This is a genomic window from Oleiphilus sp. HI0086 (genome assembly GCF_001635225.1).
On the sequence record NZ_LWFZ01000692.1, the window covers coordinates 1 to 16,534 of the forward strand.

18 protein-coding genes are annotated in these 16,534 nt (G+C 45.8%); 9 read left to right on the plus strand and 9 right to left on the minus strand.

Going from position 1 to position 16,534, the window contains the following annotated elements:
* The coding region (locus tag A3756_RS10855) for a hypothetical protein (protein WP_156490413.1) at nucleotides 1-395 on the minus strand (395 nt) is incomplete at its 3' end.
* A gap of 223 nt (nucleotides 396-618) precedes the next feature.
* Between A3756_RS10855 and A3756_RS10860 the strand changes: the two genes are divergently transcribed.
* From A3756_RS10860 to A3756_RS10880, 5 genes are all read left to right on the plus strand, one after another.
* Nucleotides 619-2,301 (plus strand): flagellar hook-length control protein FliK, encoded by a 1,683-nt coding sequence (locus tag A3756_RS10860; protein ID WP_068553492.1) that lies wholly within the window; start codon nucleotides 619-621, stop codon nucleotides 2,299-2,301.
* Entirely contained in the window at nucleotides 2,298-2,603 is a 306-nt protein-coding gene (locus tag A3756_RS10865; protein WP_068516235.1) for an EscU/YscU/HrcU family type III secretion system export apparatus switch protein, read from the plus strand. The genes A3756_RS10860 and A3756_RS10865 overlap by 4 nt, the downstream gene beginning before the upstream one ends.
* A 17-nt stretch (nucleotides 2,604-2,620) precedes the next feature.
* Nucleotides 2,621-3,643: a diguanylate cyclase gene (locus A3756_RS10870; protein WP_068516232.1), complete on the plus strand. Its 1,023-nt coding sequence runs from the start codon at nucleotides 2,621-2,623 to the stop codon at nucleotides 3,641-3,643.
* Nucleotides 3,643-4,644, plus strand: a complete 1,002-nt coding sequence (locus A3756_RS10875) for a GGDEF domain-containing protein (RefSeq protein ID WP_068553493.1) — start codon at nucleotides 3,643-3,645, stop codon at nucleotides 4,642-4,644. Before A3756_RS10870 ends, A3756_RS10875 begins: the two co-directional genes overlap by 1 nt.
* A 163-nt stretch (nucleotides 4,645-4,807) precedes the next feature.
* Entirely contained in the window at nucleotides 4,808-6,256 is a 1,449-nt protein-coding gene (locus A3756_RS10880) for a bifunctional DedA family/phosphatase PAP2 family protein (protein WP_068516227.1), read from the plus strand.
* Nucleotides 6,257-6,295: 39 nt separating this feature from the next.
* Here the strand turns inward: A3756_RS10880 and A3756_RS10885 are convergent, their stop codons facing one another.
* A complete protein-coding gene (locus A3756_RS10885; RefSeq protein ID WP_082865204.1) occupies nucleotides 6,296-6,883 on the minus strand; it encodes an LON peptidase substrate-binding domain-containing protein in 588 nt (195 codons plus the stop codon).
* Nucleotides 6,884-7,050: 167 nt separating this feature from the next.
* On the opposite strand from A3756_RS10885, the gene ilvD reads away from it, so the two are divergent.
* Nucleotides 7,051-8,895 carry a dihydroxy-acid dehydratase gene (gene ilvD / locus A3756_RS10890; protein WP_068516225.1) on the plus strand — a complete coding sequence of 615 codons (1,845 nt, stop codon included), beginning with the start codon at nucleotides 7,051-7,053 and terminating at the stop codon, nucleotides 8,893-8,895.
* A 45-nt stretch (nucleotides 8,896-8,940) separates the two neighbouring features.
* Here the strand turns inward: ilvD and A3756_RS10895 are convergent, their stop codons facing one another.
* From A3756_RS10895 to A3756_RS10910, 4 genes are read right to left on the minus strand one after another with little or no spacing between them, the layout of a single operon-like run.
* Nucleotides 8,941-9,444: a dihydrofolate reductase gene (locus A3756_RS10895; protein ID WP_068516222.1), complete on the minus strand. Its 504-nt coding sequence runs from the start codon at nucleotides 9,442-9,444 to the stop codon at nucleotides 8,941-8,943.
* Between the two features lie 24 nt (nucleotides 9,445-9,468).
* Nucleotides 9,469-10,320, minus strand: a complete 852-nt coding sequence (locus tag A3756_RS10900; protein ID WP_068516218.1) for a thymidylate synthase — start codon at nucleotides 10,318-10,320, stop codon at nucleotides 9,469-9,471.
* A 29-nt stretch (nucleotides 10,321-10,349) separates the two neighbouring features.
* Complete coding sequence (gene lgt / locus A3756_RS10905; protein ID WP_068516215.1) at nucleotides 10,350-11,159, minus strand: prolipoprotein diacylglyceryl transferase; 810 nt, start codon at nucleotides 11,157-11,159, stop codon at nucleotides 10,350-10,352.
* 33 nt (nucleotides 11,160-11,192) lie between these two features.
* Nucleotides 11,193-11,978 (minus strand): sulfite exporter TauE/SafE family protein, encoded by a 786-nt coding sequence (locus tag A3756_RS10910; RefSeq protein ID WP_068553494.1) that lies wholly within the window; start codon nucleotides 11,976-11,978, stop codon nucleotides 11,193-11,195.
* A gap of 68 nt (nucleotides 11,979-12,046) precedes the next feature.
* On the opposite strand from A3756_RS10910, the gene A3756_RS10915 reads away from it, so the two are divergent.
* A complete protein-coding gene (locus tag A3756_RS10915; RefSeq protein ID WP_068516208.1) occupies nucleotides 12,047-12,841 on the plus strand; it encodes an NRDE family protein in 795 nt (264 codons plus the stop codon).
* A 23-nt stretch (nucleotides 12,842-12,864) separates the two neighbouring features.
* On the opposite strand, the gene A3756_RS10920 is transcribed toward A3756_RS10915, so the two are convergent.
* From A3756_RS10920 to pomA, 3 genes are read right to left on the minus strand one after another with little or no spacing between them, the layout of a single operon-like run.
* Nucleotides 12,865-13,473, minus strand: coding sequence for a PilZ domain-containing protein (locus tag A3756_RS10920; RefSeq protein WP_068516205.1), 609 nt, complete (start codon nucleotides 13,471-13,473; stop codon nucleotides 12,865-12,867).
* Between the two features lie 40 nt (nucleotides 13,474-13,513).
* Nucleotides 13,514-14,509, minus strand: coding sequence for a flagellar motor protein MotB (locus A3756_RS10925; RefSeq protein WP_068553495.1), 996 nt, complete (start codon nucleotides 14,507-14,509; stop codon nucleotides 13,514-13,516).
* Nucleotides 14,510-14,569: 60 nt separating this feature from the next.
* The gene (gene pomA, locus A3756_RS10930) at nucleotides 14,570-15,328 is read right to left on the minus strand and encodes a flagellar motor protein PomA (protein WP_068553496.1); all 759 of its coding nucleotides are present in this window, start codon (nucleotides 15,326-15,328) and stop codon (nucleotides 14,570-14,572) included.
* Between the two features lie 291 nt (nucleotides 15,329-15,619).
* Between pomA and A3756_RS10935 the strand changes: the two genes are divergently transcribed.
* Together A3756_RS10935 and A3756_RS10940 are read left to right on the plus strand one after the other, a co-directional pair.
* A complete protein-coding gene (locus A3756_RS10935; RefSeq protein WP_068515370.1) occupies nucleotides 15,620-15,868 on the plus strand; it encodes an exodeoxyribonuclease VII small subunit in 249 nt (82 codons plus the stop codon).
* 32 nt (nucleotides 15,869-15,900) lie between these two features.
* Nucleotides 15,901-16,534: polyprenyl synthetase family protein (locus A3756_RS10940; RefSeq protein ID WP_068553497.1), on the plus strand; the 634-nt coding region annotated here is incomplete at its 3' end.

The window sequence follows — 16,534 nt, forward strand, 5'->3', positions numbered from 1 at the left end:
ATAGCCTTGAGTTCATTCGTTTCATGGTCAACTTTATAGACGGTATCGGTACTCACCAAGATTGAAATATCCGGCTTGGCTCCATTGCTATCGGAAGTATTCAGGCTCAAGATCATTCCTGATTCAGAGGAAAAAACTGCCTCATGCTGAATCGTCGAACTTTCTGTTTCTGGAGCACTGAAGGAATATAAGCCCAAACTGTCACTCACCTCGTCAGACGGGCGAGAGAAAAAAGTTTCGTCGATAGCAACATCTTGAAAATCTTGCCCCGGAGTAGAAGGTGGTGAAGTATCGTCTACTGTTTCTGGTGCCGTTTCTGCCACTCGCCCTTCGCAACCTGCCAGAACGATTGAAACACACCAAGCGAGAAATAATTTAAATGCCTGCTTTGTCATAACACCCTAATTTCCTATGAGCTAATCCATGTACCACTCTATTTCCTGAGACACTATTCAAAAACATCAGGAATATCTTTCCGTAATTCTATTTTTTGCGTCTCCATTATATCTGGGATAATCTGTGAAATAATCTATAAGCGTCTTGATTGGGAGCCTGTTCACAATAAAACCCTGTCCCAATCGAGATTTATTCTGGCAGCACCTGGGATACAGCAACGTCATGGACATCACACCAAAACCACCGTCAACGCCAGAGGTCGTCAGCAAAGGTACAAGCACTCTTTCTAGATCACAAATTACCAGCATTGAAGAGCTTAAACTGGTACCCGGTAAGCAATACCAGGCAACTGTTCAGCCCCCCCCCCCAAAAACTAACCAGGAACAGCCGGTAATCGAAGGAAAAGCAGCCACAGTAAACACTCACAGCAGTAAAGAATGGCTACTCAATATTAATGGCAAACTTGTCACAACCACCAGCAGCATTCCTTTAGAGATAGGTCAGACGCTATTAGTCAAGCTTGAAAGCTCATCAACACAACAGAGCAAGGCTTTGATCCTTGTCAGTCCGACTAATAGAAGCACAGCTCAAATCCCAGCAGACAAAGGCAGCATCAATACCGAAATACTATTAGGCACCTTAGCAAAACTGCTACCGAAGCAACTGTCTCTTGGTACCGGCTTCGCTGCCCTGAATGAGATGAGTAAAGCGACTTCGCAAACGCCGCCCATTTCTCAAAATCAAACAAAGGTAGCCAGCGCTCAACAAACCCAGCTCTCCCCTACACAAGGCTCATCGCCGCTTACTCGAAAAGTTGCGCTAGAAAGCATCGCAACACTGATCAAATCTCTTCCTCACGCAGAGCAGATCTCTCAAGCCAGCCGTCAAGGCGACACTCTAAGCTCTCCTGACACAATTAGAAACGCCTTAAAACACAGCGGTCTTTTCATGGAGTCACAGCTCAGTAACACCACCAACAAACAACAAATACTCGAGCAACTCCAAAACCTCAAAACCTTGAACAAAATAGCATTAGCGCAAGCAGACCAGACCAAACCTACTGCCAATAACCCGCTTTCTGGAACCCCCTCTCCTCAAAATACCAACCAAACAAGCTCTGCAGTCACGAAGCAAGCACTAGACATGCTGCAGCAACTTGTAAAGCAACATAGCAACACGGCAGCCGATCCAAGCCAAGACAAGACAATATCAAGCGATTTAAAAGCGACCCTGCTAGGCATTAGCCGAAACTTATTACCTGCCGCAAATAGCAGCGGCGAACAAAACCAGGCGATAGAGAAACTCCTTGGCAGCCTTTTAGAGCCTGAACTATTAACAACTCCCTTTAATTTTCCGCGCATCCAGTCCGACACAACAGCGAAGGCCAAAGCTCTTTTTGCCGAGCAAGAGTTTTCTACCGGGCAGCTTTTGAAAATACTTGCCGGAATGCTTAATCGTATTCAGTTCAACCAGTTGAACAGCCTCTTTCAAAGCCAAACCAGTGACGGCAATACACTTCAATCATGGTTTTTTGAATTGCCCGTGGTGAATGTCAACCAAGGGGTCACCACCTTCAGCCTGAGACTCGATAAGGAAAAAAGCGCCACTCAGAACCAGGAAGAGGAATCTGAGGACAAAGCATTGCAGTGGAAAATATCACTATCCTTCGACTTAGAAGGCCTGGGAGCAATATATATTCAAGTAAGCTTGCTCCCTCCTTCTATTTCATCCATTATCTGGGCAGATCAAGCCGATACTTTCGCGCTCGCGCAAAGGGAGAGCAAACATTTTAAGGAAAAGCTTTCAGAGCTAGGCCTAGAAGTAGGCGATATTATTTGCCAACAAGGCCTACCAGAACAACAGGCCACCAAGTTGACACAAAGCCTGGTAGATATTCAAGCATGAACAACAATAACAAAACCAGCTCGAAAACAAGAGCCATCGCGCTCAAGTACGATGAAGTTTCAGCGCCCAAACTTACTGCCAAAGGTGAGAATGAGCTCGCTGAGGAAATAATGCGCATTGCCGAAGAGCACGGCATACCTTTATACGAAAATAGTGAATTAGTCAGCATTTTGTCTAAACTAGAACTGGGAGAAGAAATCCCCGAAGTTCTATATCGGGTAATAGCTGAAATAATTGCCTTTGCGTATTACCTGCAAGGAAAGACACCACAAGGCTTTGGCGAGCCAACGACCAGAACATAACGAGCAACATTTTCAACATGGCACATTCTGACCACCAACTACTTATTAACTCAAAATCCTACTTGTATGCCCTTATTCTGGCAGGTACCTTAGCGCTCGCCCTGCTCTTTCAGGGGCAATTGATCAGCGCTTGCGGCATCGGTGTTCTGTGTGCGCTACTCATTGTAAACCAGTGGCAAAGTAAAAACCGAAATGCCGATAAAGAGAGCTTCATCTGGTTTAAACACAGTTCTCTGGCTCTCGCCTGCATTGCCCTAATAGGCTTAATGACAGGCCTGGAAGACTTTAAAACATGGACCTATTTCATTCCCTTATTGCTGTTCTTTTTCTATGAATTCAAACCTGCCCTATGGCTTGTCGGGATATTCTCAGTATTTGCCCTGGCCTCTTTGAATGCTAGCGGCTCTCCGTTTGAAAACATTCAAAATACTATGAGCTACCTTTTGTACCTAAGCATGAGCTGCTGCCTGGTTTACTTGAGAGAACTAAGACGAAAACAGCTTAAGCCACTGCGTCGTACAGATAACCTGACCAAAGCAGCCACCAAAGAACATCTAGATGATGACCTGACAAAAGAAATTCAACGCAGTGAACGTGAAGGCAGTGAATTGTCTACAGCCGCGTTGGCAATTGACAAAATATGTCTTTCCAAACTAAACCCTAAAGAACAAGATGCTGTCACGATTGCCATTGGCAAGTTGCTCCATAACAACCTTCGCTTGTTCGACAGTTACTACCTTTGGGAACATCATGAGTTTCTTATCGTCTTACCTCATACCAGCTCGATTCAAGCAGTCAAGATAGCAGACAGCCTGCGACTTAAAGTCCGCAAAGAAATTGAGATTCATGGAGAAAGTATTACCGTTAGTGCTGGCGTGTCCTGCTTAAATATCGGCGATGACAGTACCTCCATAACAGGCCGGGCAAGCCATGCCTTATCAGAAACACAAGCTACCAGTATTAATAGAACACACATCTATCGAGACATCGATGAGCTGCCCCAAGACGCAACGCCAGCCAATGCAGAAGGAGCACAATAATGTTCTCTGAAATCCAGCTTCAAACCCGTCTTACTGCCACATTATTTCTGCTTGGCGCAATTGCTATGGTTGTGCTTGGTATACAAAATTATCGCTACGGTCTCTATGAGCTCGTTTACGTTGCAACACTTCTAAGCATCGTTTATTTAAGCACAAGCCTATACGCCAAGTTCTCCCCCGAAGCCAAATACCTCAAGCAAGCCTGTCTCGCTGTAGGTGTTATATCTGTTCTCAGCATTTTCGCCAATGCAGGCGAACACCCTGAGGAGCTTAAGCACTGGATATTTCCGATTGGTCTTCTTTGTTATCTATGCCTTCCCTATCGCCAAGCAAGCATATTCAACGTGGTGATGGGTGTGTGTTACTCACTGCTACTGCTATTTGCCAGCAGCATCATCTCAGCACTAGAGTTTGCAACCAGCTTTGCATTATTTATGGGGCTAACAAGTACTTATGCTCAGCTTCATCAGAAACGCAGTCGCACACTGGTAGAACTTGAGATACATGACCCACTAACTAAAGCTTATAACTACCGCCATTTGAGAGATACCCTTAAAAAAGAAATGTGCCGAGCTGACCGAACAGGCAACCCCCTTTCTCTGGTTTCCCTTGAAGTCGATTACTTCCCTCAAATTCAAGACATGCACGGTCTCCCAAATACAAACGACCTTCTTGCTCGATTTGCAGAGACACTTAAAGCAATGATTCGCGCAGGAGATAGCGACTACTTTGATGGAAAGCAGACCTCTTACCTCCTCTTACCTTGCACACCTTCAGAGGGCGTTTTAGTTATTGCGGAAAGAATTCGACGCACCATAGAGGAATGCAACTGGCCAGTGGTTGATGCAATTACGGTTAGCCTGGGCTGCACAACCTATATACCTGATGACTGCTCAGGCGATCGAGATGGCGAAGCAAAGAAATTAATTGAGAACGCTCAGATTGGTTTGATCGAAGCACAAAAAAACGGCCATAACCGCGTCTGCCTGCATAGTCACTAAACAGACAAGTTCGTTGTTTACAGCTTTCTCCCCTCTATTGGCGAAAGCTCAAGACTTCTGACAATTTGTCTCGCTTGTCATTAGTGTGTAAAGTGACCCAACGAGGCTAAGTCTGTTTACCCCGGCACATCTTTCAATACTATTCGCACTTACACCCGGCACAATGACAGAATCTGATTTCCAACCCCTTATTGCATGGCTTGAACTAAACCCAAACTGGGTTTTCGTGGCTGTTTTACTTATTGCATTTATTGAGTCTCTGGCGCTTGCAGGAGTAATCGTACCCGGCGTATTGCTGCTCTTTCTTGTGTCAGCCTTGGCAGGTCACATTAATCTACCTATTGAGTGGCTTTTATTATCGGGCTTTCTCGGTGCCATATTGGGAGACGGCATCAGCTTTTTTCTTGGTCATTATTTTAAAGATAGCTTGCGAAACATTTGGCCCTTCTCCCGCTACCCTAAAACACTTCAGTCTGGTGAGCGTTTCTTCCATAAGCACGGTGGGAAAAGCGTTATGCTCGGCCGCTTTATCGGCCCTATTCGTCCAGTCATTCCTATTGTCGCAGGAATGCTTGGAATGTCTCAAACCAGATTCACTGTCTTCAATGCCCTCTCGGCAACCATTTGGGCACCGTTTTATATCTTGCCTGGCTACCTGACTGGCAGTGCCGTCCATCTGGTTCTGCCAAGTAACTTTTATCCGGCCTTGTTCTCTCTAATTGCTGCGCTGCTCATTATCACTCTCAGCTTTCGCTATGCCAGCCTTAACCTTCAGCATGGATCTCGCATCTATGCGGCGCTATTGCGCAATAACAAAAGCCAAAACACGTCATCAAAGGACTATGAGTTTCCACTTGCGTCACTGAGTTTATTCATAGGATCAAGCTTATTCTTTATTATTTGGAGCTTTCTGGTTTTACGAACAGGCTTGCTAAGCCAACTAGATGCCAGCGTACTTCAACTCGGCGCTGAGCTGCGCAACATCAGTACCTTTGTCAGCGATATCAGCTCTCGGATATTTATCCATCTAACCCTGCTTGGCGATGAAAAGTTTTTATATGCCTCCTTTATAACACTCATCGCTTTGATGCTTTATCTAAGGCAGTTCCGAGCCTCCACTTTACTGGTGATTTCCGGCTTAAGTACTGCGGCAATTACACACACACTAAAAGCAGTATTTAGTATTGCCCGACCTGAACTAGTACTCTCACCGCCTGTTTCATATGCCTACCCTAGTGGCCATAGTTCAGGCTCAACCGTTTTCTACGGCCTGATTGCAGCATTTATTGCCCAACAGCTACCCAAGACCCAACGCTGGCAGTGCTACTTGCTATTCTTTGTGCCGATGTTTCTGATCGCTTTTAGCCGGGTTATGCTCAGCGTTCACTGGTTGTCTGATATTGTTGGGGGCATAGCGCTAGGTTTAGCGATTTGTGGAATTAGTAGAGTGTTATATAGCACTCACCAAGCTTATGACGCCGCGAACCGTCGAGATATCACTGTTGAAAAGAAAGCGGTTATGACAGCACTTTGTCTATGGCTCGGCATCTTAATTGGCTATCAGCTTTATTTCTTTCCAGAAGCCTTGCAGGCTTACCAGTTACGCCCCTAAACGCAGAGCCGTCTGATCAAGACTCAAGATTTATACGGCCTAAGTAACCATATCAGAAATTTGACGAGAGATTGCTTGCAGACGCTGAAGCGGGTCGCTCATTTCATAAAGATGCTGTTTCTGTTTATTGCCTAGCGGCAGTAACTCAGTCAAGCGCCAGCCTACTTGGCGCCCATCTTCATAATCAATATCCATATTCAAATCGCGAACAAAGGGGTGTTTGACCAGAGCCTGCAGTACCACACGCAGCTCATCAAACTCCTCGGGCAAGTCAATATGCTGCTCTTCACCAATAGCCTCAAGCTCGGCATACCAGACGCCATTTTCACGTTCTTCAAGTGAGGATAGTTTGACTTGTTCCAGACCTTCAACCGTCAGATTTAACACCCCGGTACTAGGCGTCTTGCCAAAATCTACAATTTGAACACGCGTGCCAAGTTCATAGAACTGCCCTTCTCGCACGTGTTCAGTCGGTGCATTTTCACTGCACATCAACACTGCCACAAAGCCTTCGCCTTGCTTCATCGAATCAGCAATCATATCTAAATAGTGCGGCTCAAAAATCTGCAAAGGAATACGACCTTGCGGACAGACAATAGCATTGAGCGGTAACAGCGGCAGTTTCATAGTTTATTCAGGTATTCACGGTTGGCTTTTAAGTAAGCATAGACTGATTTTTCCAATCTTATAGTTTCGTATTGAAGATTCGCCATTTGGTGCCAGCATGCATTTTTTTTGCTATGCTGCCTGCTTCAGATTTTTCTTTCTAACAACGATTATTTAAGAGACAAACGATGCCGACCTATCGCTCAAAAACCTCTACTCATGGCAGAAATATGGCGGGAGCACGCTCATTATGGCGTGCCACCGGGATGACAACAGAAGATTTTGAAAAGCCAATTATCGCTGTTGCAAACTCCTTCACCCAGTTCGTTCCAGGTCACGTCCACCTTAAAGACATGGGGCAACTTGTAGCACGCCAGATAGAAAAAGCAGGCGGCGTTGCAAAAGAATTTAATACCATCGCGGTCGATGACGGTATCGCCATGGGTCATGACGGCATGCTATATAGCCTACCTTCCAGAGAGCTGATTGCCGACTCGGTTGAATACATGGTGAATGCTCACTGTGCCGATGCACTGGTTTGCATTTCCAACTGCGATAAAATCACACCGGGAATGTTAATGGCTGCTTTGCGTCTGAACATTCCGGTTATCTTCGTATCGGGTGGCCCAATGGAAGCAGGTAAAACCAAGCTTTCGGAACACAAGCTCGACCTGGTCGATGCCATGGTCATTGCTGCAGACGATAGCGCTGACGATGAAACAGTTGCAGAATATGAGCGCAGCGCCTGCCCAACATGCGGCTCTTGCTCAGGCATGTTCACGGCTAACTCAATGAATTGTCTGACTGAAGCTATTGGTCTATCTTTACCAGGTAACGGCACAACATTGGCAACTCATGCAGACCGTGAAAAGCTATTCCTTGATGCTGCAGACCGCATCGTAGACATTACACGCCGCTATTACGAACAAGATGACGAATCAGTTCTACCACGCTCAATTGCCAGCCATAAAGCCTTCGAAAACGCTGTGATGCTTGATATCGCCATGGGCGGCTCAACCAATACCATCCTTCACCTTTTGGCAGCGGCTCAAGAAGCGGAATTAGATTTCGACCTAAAGAACATCAACGAACTAAGCAGACGCGTCCCTCAGTTATGTAAGGTTGCACCGAACTCTCCTCAATATCATATTGAAGATGTTCATAGAGCTGGCGGCATCATGGCTATTCTGGGCGAACTAGATCGAGCCGGAATTCTGCATACCGACCTGCCAACGGTCCACAGTAAGACAATGAAAGAAGCGCTAGCAAAATGGGACATTATGCAAAATAATGATCCAGAAATTGCCGAGTTCTTTAAAGCTGGCCCTGCTGGCATTCCAACCCAAACGGCTTTTAGTCAATCGACTCGCTGGCCGACACTGGACGGTGATCGCGCTAACGGTTGTATCCGCTCATTAGAAAATGCATTTTCTTTAGAGGGTGGACTCGCAGTCTTGTACGGCAATATCGCTGAAGACGGTTGCGTGGTAAAAACAGCTGGCGTTGATGACTCTATTCTCGTGTTTGAAGGCAAAGCCGTTATCTTCGAAAGCCAGGATTCCGCAGTAAAAGGCATACTTAATGATGACGTAGTTGAGGGCGATGTGGTTATTATTCGCTATGAAGGCCCTAAAGGTGGCCCGGGTATGCAGGAAATGTTGTATCCAACCAGTTACCTGAAATCAAAAGGCCTAGGTAAAGCTTGCGCCTTGTTAACCGACGGTCGCTTCTCAGGGGGTACCTCTGGCCTATCAATTGGCCACGCTTCCCCTGAAGCAGCTGCCGGTGGCGCTATCGCATTGATTGAAGCCGGCGACAAAATCAAGATCGATATCCCTAATCGCTCAATTGATGTTGTCTTGGAAGAAGGGGTACTTAACTCTCGACGTGAAGCAATGGAGCAGAAAGGCAAGCAAGCCTGGAAACCAGCAGAGCATCGCGAGCGAAAGGTCTCTAGCGCTTTGAAAGCCTATGCCATGCTGGCAACAAGCGCCGATAAAGGTGGTGTTCGTAATTTGGATATGCTGGATTAAGCTCGACGAAACATAGGACTGAGCAGAAGTTCAGTCCTTTTCTTTTTACTTACGATCCAAAACGATAAAACTATAATCATAGGGATTCGGCCCTTCGGCTTCAAAATCTTCCCGCCCAATTTCACGCCACTGAGTCCAATCGACTTCGGGAAAATAAGCATCGCCTTCGACTTCTGCATGAACTTTCGTTAGATAGATACGATCAACATCCGGCAGACTCGTTTGATAGATCTGGTCACCACCAATGATCATCACTTCCGACTGACCGTCAATATCACAAACCGACTCTCCTAAATCAAAAGCCTGCTCAAGAGAGTGCACGACTTTCACGCCTTCAGCCGACCAGCTTTCATTTCGCGTTATAACGATATTGCATCGACCTGGAAGCGGCTTACCAATCGACTCATAGGTTTTACGCCCCATTAGAATCGGCTTGCCCATCGTCACTTGTTTAAAGTACTTAAGATCATTGGGCAAATACCAAGGCAGCTTGTTGTTAATGCCGATAACTCGGTTTTCTGCCATCGCGACGATCATGGAGCGCTTCATTGTTTCTTCCTACTCGATATATATTTAAACTGAAAAAGGGTACTGGATACTGTCATGCGACTCATAGCCGACGACTTCAAAGTCAGCGGTCGTCACCCAGGTTTCAAGGTCTTCGAGTGACTTGATATCAGGGTTGATATTTAGTCTCGGAGAAGCGAAAGGCTCACGCTTTAGCTGCACATCTCGCATCAATTCTAACTGGTTCTCGTAGATATGAGCATTGACTATTTTGTGGTAAGCCTTACCGGCTTTATGCCCCGTGATCTGTGCCATTAGAGCAAGCAGAACATAGACCTGAACCTGATTGAAATTCAGCCCCAGCGGCACATCACAAGAACGCTGATAACTAGTCAAATACAGTGTATCCCCTAGCAAAGAAAATGTGTGCGTATGCATGCAAGGGCGCAGACAACCCATTTCGAACTCGCCCGGGTTATAGAAGCTTAGAATTTCTCCGCGGTCATCGACCCCTTTCGAAAGGTTATCGACGATCTTTTTAAGCTGGTCTAATGGCGTGCCATCCGGCTTTTGCCACGCCCGGCCCTGAACGCCGTATACTCGCCCCATATCATCCTCACCTTTACGATGCGGATTATTCAACCAGGCTTCATTCTCATTGGCATTAGCATTCCAGGTGTTACAGCCGATCTCGCGAAATTGCGCAGCACTGCTATACCCACGGAGATAACCCAGAAGTTCTGCAATGGCTGCTTTATAGTAACTTTTGCGAGTGGTAATTAACGGAAATACATTGTTCTCAACGTCATACTCCAGGTCAGCATTGATTAGGGTCAGGCAGCGCGTTCCGGTACGTTTATTATCTACCCACACACCCTCATCAATAATACGCTGACAAAGCGCTAAGTACTGCTTCATATGCTTCTCTCAATTTTTTATTTTCTAGTTTATGCTCGGTGCGATAGTTTATCGGAGTTAAATTTGTAGGCATACCAAATAAAACCCACACCTATTAATATCATCGGGAATGACAGTAGTTGACCTTTCGTCAGCCAACCCCAGGCAACAAAACCAATATGTGCGTCAGGCTCTCTTACGAACTCAACAACAAAGCGGAAAATTCCATAGAAGATCATAAACATACCCGAGACCGATGCCGCAGGCCTGGGTTTAACGGAATAAAACCATAAAATACAAAAGAACATCAGCCCTTCAAGCCCTGCCTGATAAAGCTGAGAAGGGTGCCTAACCAATTGCTCCGGGTCGTTTGGAAATACCATTCCCCAAGAAACATCTGTCGCCCTGCCCCATAATTCTGCACCAATAAAATTTCCGATTCGTCCCAAACCCAAACCTATTGGCACAAGAGGCGCGATAAAGTCCAATAGTTGAAAAAAAGTGCAGCCAATCTTTCGTGCATAAAAAACAATGGCTAACATCACACCGATTAAGCCGCCATGAAAGGCCATTCCACCTTCCCAGATTCTAAACAACCAAGCTGGGTCATCGAGAAATTTGTCGAAGTTATAGAAGAATACGTAGCCCAGGCGCCCCCCCAGGATTACCCCCAATGCGCAGTAATAAATCATATCTCCGACTTGCTCTTTGGCAATTGGAGCACCAGGTCGTTGGGCTCGTCTCTGCCCTAGTAAGTAAGCCGCCACAAAACCAATCAAATACATTAAGCCATACCAATGAATTTGAATTGGCCCTAAGTCCAAAGCAACCGGATCTATCTGGGGATACGACAACGCCATTGTAATTCCTTAAATTTTTAATATTAAACAGAGCTAAGTCACTAGAAAGCGAACACCAATTAATAGCAGAAAACCTGCAAACAATCTTTTCAGTAACAGAGGCGACAAGCGATGCGCCAACTGCGTTCCAACCCTCGCGAAGTATACAGAGCAAATAGATATTCCGAGTAAAGCAGGTAGGTAGATCAATCCCAAACTCCATTCAGGCCGTCCTTGCAAATCACTTCCCATCATCACATTACTGAGCGTGGCAAATAAAGCGATGGGTAAACCACATGCAGCGGCGGTACCCACCACTTCTTTCATCTCAATACGATACCGACTCAAATAAGGAACGCTAAGTGTTCCACCACCAATCCCGAAGATAGAAGAAAACCACGCAATGACCACGCCCATTATAGATAGTGCGATATTTCCGGGTATCGCCAAAGACTGCAAGCTAGCGGATTTGATAAACATTCGCAGCGCTACAATCACCGCAAAAAGTCCAAACAGCTTTTTCAGCATCCAGCCATCTAGTTGCACCAGCGTTAATACACCAAGCACCGCACCTAGCGCAATACCAGCACTCATCGGCCGAAACACCGACCACAAAACCGCGCCTCTCTTATGGTGATTATATACCGAGCTCATCGAGGTAAACACTATGGTCGCAAGTGAAGTTGCTATCGCCATATGGGTCAAGACTTCTGCGGGGAAACCTTGGCTTTCGAAGACAAAAACCAGGATAGGCACGACGACTAAACCACCACCCACGCCAAAGAGCCCTGCCGTTAACCCGGCAAAGATACCCGCCAGCAAGTAGCTCACAATAAACATAGTCCGTATCTACCCCTAAATAATTGCATGGTATGATAGCTGTATTACATTCTGAGGTCATTCTTTCAATGTGTTTAATAGTTTTTGATTGGCAGCCCGAGCAAGCACGAATACTGACACTCGCCTCAAATAGAGATGAGTACTACGCCCGCCCTACACTTAACGCTCATTTCTGGGAAGATAGCCCTGACATATTTGGCGGCCGAGATTTAAAAATGGGTGGCACCTGGTTAGCCCTTTCCAAAGGTGGCCGCCTCGCTGCAATTACAAATTATCGCGCGCCAGACTCCAGAGTATACGAACGATCTCGTGGAGAAATTCCCTCAAGCTTCCTTCAAGCAAGCTGCTCTGCAAATGAGTTTGCAGCTCAAATTTCAAGCGATGAATATGCCGGATTTAACGCTCTTCTGTTTGATGGCTCAGACTTGGTATATTGCCATAATCGTGGTCAGACGAGAGGTAGTCAAACCCTAAAGCCGGGACGGTATGGCTTAAGTAACCACCTGCTAGATACGCCTTGGCCAAAAGTACGAAAAACCAAAACAGCTCTCGAACAGGCCCGGCAGAACCCTGATAACACTGAAGCAGCTAGACACTTACTGTTGGCACTACAGAACCAAGAACAAGCATCGCCTGAAGAACTGCCGCAGACAGGCATCCCTCAAGAGTTTGAGCAAGTGCTCTCTTCCCCCTTTATTAGAACGCCCAACTATGGAACTCGTGCGAGCAGCGTCATCATTATTGATAAAGAAACTTTAGGTACGGCTAAGAACGAGCAGATCAATAAAGCTTTCTTTCTTGAACGTCAGTATCAGAAGGGTAGCAGCAAATTTAACGACAACATAACAAACATAACTTTTTAAGCTAGAGCTCGACAGACTCTAGCTCATTGCAAGCTACCGTCATCTTCAGATCGATTACCTTTTAGCTGTTGAACCTGGCGCTTAATGACATGCTGAACCAATGTTTCCTGATCAATTTCGGTGACATTAACGAAGTCAGCGCGCGCAAGCCAGGGCTTGCCATCAATGCTCTCATCCAATGCATCACAAGCAATAACAGCTGCTAAGAGCTGCAATCGAGTATTACTGGGGTATAGCGTTAGTTCTATATGAACATGCTGATTCAAAGCAGCACTTTCTTCAAGCGGGAAAGCGATTCCACAAGCACTCAAATTAACCTGACAAGCAGAAGTAGACTGCTCGAGACCCTCTTCTTGGCCAGAGGCAAGACCGTGGCCAAAAGCCAAATTTATTTTCTGGTTAAAAAGATCAAGAATATTATGAATTTCAGGTTGGGAATTCTTCAGTACTGTCAGATCTGTTGCTATCTGGTGCTCTATCTGTGACAGCAGAGACTTCAGAGAAGTCGGTTGAGCTTGCACCGCCAAATCAGTTTCACCCTCCGAAAGAAAGCGATAACGAAGACCAACAAGGTCCGTCACTCTAAAATAACGTCTTCTTTCACTGTCGTGCGTCACTGAATTTACACCCATATATATTATCCCTAGATAAACCCATCACACACTCTCCTTTCTAGAAGATCTCGTCAGGGTCCAATTCGAAAAAGTTATCAATTGCTTGAGAGTTAGCATCCAGCGTCTTGCTTTCTTCACGCAGCTCTTCCTTCACCTGCTTATCAGTTTTCTCTTGAAGAATAATCTCTACCCGGCGATTTCGCTTTCTACTCTCAGGCGTATCATTCGGCACCAGCGGCCGAGTATCCGCAAAGCCTGTTATGCTAAACCTATCTTGTTTTAGGTAGCCGTCATCAAATAGCCCGTGCGCAACTTCCAAAGCCCTTGCGACCGACAAATCCCAGTTTGATGGGAACATAACAGTTTGAATCGGCACATCATCAGTATGCCCCTGCACGGCGATATCACCTTCAATTGACTCGAGGATATCAATCAGCTTATCAAGCACTGGAATAAACTCATCCTGAAGCTGAGCTGAACCAGAAGAAAAGGCTCCTTTTTCCTGAATTCGAATAATAATTTTACGACCTTGGGTTTCCAGCTCCACCATATCTTTGGCAACTTCGGTCTGGAGCTTCTCAGCAATTTCTTCTGCCTTGGTTTCAGCCTCTTCTTCCAGCTCCATCATTTTTTGAGCAACAAACTCACTGATTTGGGCCTTTTTATCCTGAGCGTTTTCAGTTGACTCATCACAAGCTTCTGCAACGGCTTTCTCTATCTGAGCCTCACACAATACTTCGAGAGTCTGGTGATCTGAGTCAGTCGTTTGCTGCATCACCACTTGCAAAGGTGTGGGGTCTGGTTTTCCCGGAGAGAACTCTTGAGCAATAATACTGGTTCCTTTCGGGATCGACGTAACATCAACCTGATTCTGAACACCAAAGGCATTACGCATTGAACCAGCTAAACGCTTAAATTTGAGTACATCTATTTCTGCGAACGATAATAGCAGAACAAAGAAGCACATAAGGAGGGACATAAGATCCGCAAAAGTCCCCATCCATGCGGGGAGCCCGGGGACGCAATCGCAATCTTTTTCTTCTTCATCACTCATTGTCGAGTTGTTACCTCAGAGATCAAACTAAAAACATACAGGCTGCTTAATAAACCAGAACTATTCTTCACCTGTTTCTCGCTTGCCTTCAGACAAGTAGGTTCTCAACATAGCTTCAATAACACGTGGGTTTTGACCAGCCTGAATCGCCAAAACGGCATCGATTGACATGGACTTGATCAACTCTTCCTCTTCCATTCTAAGAGTCAGTTTGTCAGCAAAAGGGATAGCAACCATATTTGCAAGCATCGCTCCATATAGCGTGGTCAATAGAGCTACCGCCATCGCAGGACCAATGGACTTCGGGTCATCCATGTTGGACAGCATCGCAACCAAACCGATCAAGGTACCAATCATTCCCATCGCCGGCCCCAGGTCTCCTAGAGCAGACCAAACACTTGCGCCTGCCTTATGCCGCGCAACGGCCATATTCTTATCTTTCGTCAGAACTGTTTTAACAACGTCTTCATCATGGCCGTCGATTAAGAGAGCAATACCACGCGCTAGAAAGTCATTATTTATCTCCTTCCCTTCAAGCGATAGCAAACCACCTTTTCGAGCTGCATCTGCCAGCTCTACGACCAAAGTAATCACTTCTTCAGGCGACTCCAACTTGAACATAAACGCTTTGGCTGCAGTCTTTCCTGCGCCAAGAAACTGCCCAAGGTTGTATTTCATCATCAAAACAAGAAAGGAACCAACTAGCACGATCAAAACCGAGGGTACGTCGATAAACATAACTATTGAGCCGCCCAGGGTCATTGCAAATGCAACGATACAAAAGCCACCAAGTAAGCCAATGAGGGTTGCTAAATCCACTAAACGCTCCTAGAAAAAAATTCCCATCTTACAGATATGCCACTTAATGCCTTCAACTATTGAAATTGACTATTAATTCAAGACACTTCCAAGCACGCTAAAAAGAAAATAATTACGTGATTTTGTTACAAGGAAGTTTCATCTGTATGTATAATTGTTCGATTAGGTTTACGTGATCAAACGATCTATGTCGCCTGGCAGTAGTCACACTAATACATATTAATTTACAATTAGTGTAGCCCGAAAAATTGAAAGTTCCTGTTTTTTACCTCTTTTTTAGTTGAGATTTTTATGTCCTCTTCCGATTCAATTAATGACTTTGAAACTTCACTACAAGCTCTCGAAGAAATCGTCAATAAAATGGAGCAAGGACAGCTATCTTTGGAACAATCTCTTGACGCTTTTGAACAAGGCGTCAAGCTAAGCAAAGACTGCCAAAACACCTTGAAGAGCGCTCAACAACGCGTATCTGTATTAACTCAAAGCGACAATGGCTTTGAGTTAAATGCGCTCCAAGAGCAAAGCAATACTGACGCCTAGCCCAAGACCCGATCAATACAAGACTTCTTACCGTGAACGATAATTCAAGTAGTATCCCAAGCTTTCTGAGAGAATATCAGTCTCAAATTAATACAGCACTTAAGGTGCGCCTGGATCAGTTTTGCGCGCCAAACTCTCACTTGGGCGAAGCGATCCGATATAGCACCTTAATGGGAGGCAAGCGCATTCGACCCATTTTAGCCTTAGCGACAGCCAACTGCTTTGCAGTTCAGGCAGAGCAGGCAATGGATGCAGCCTGTGCAATTGAATTTATTCACGCCTACTCTCTTATCCACGACGACCTACCCGCGATGGACGATGATGACTTGAGGAGAGGTCAGGCCACCTGCCATAAAGCGTTTGATGAAGCCACGGCTATTCTGGCAGGTGATGCCTTACAAGCAATGGCCTTTGAATTACTCAGCCAAGCCAAACACTTTGGTCTCGAAAGCCAGATCAAAATGATCCAGCTGCTGACAAAAGCAAGTGGTGCCAGAGGAATGGTGCTAGGGCAAGCAATCGATTTTAACTCTGTCGGGCAAACCTTGTCTCTGAGCCAGCTTGAAAACATGCATCGACATAAAACTGGTGCCCTGATTGAAGCCTCTGTACAAATAGGCGCGCTAAGCAGCCCGTCAGGCGTGACGAAACAAGAATATGAAGCGC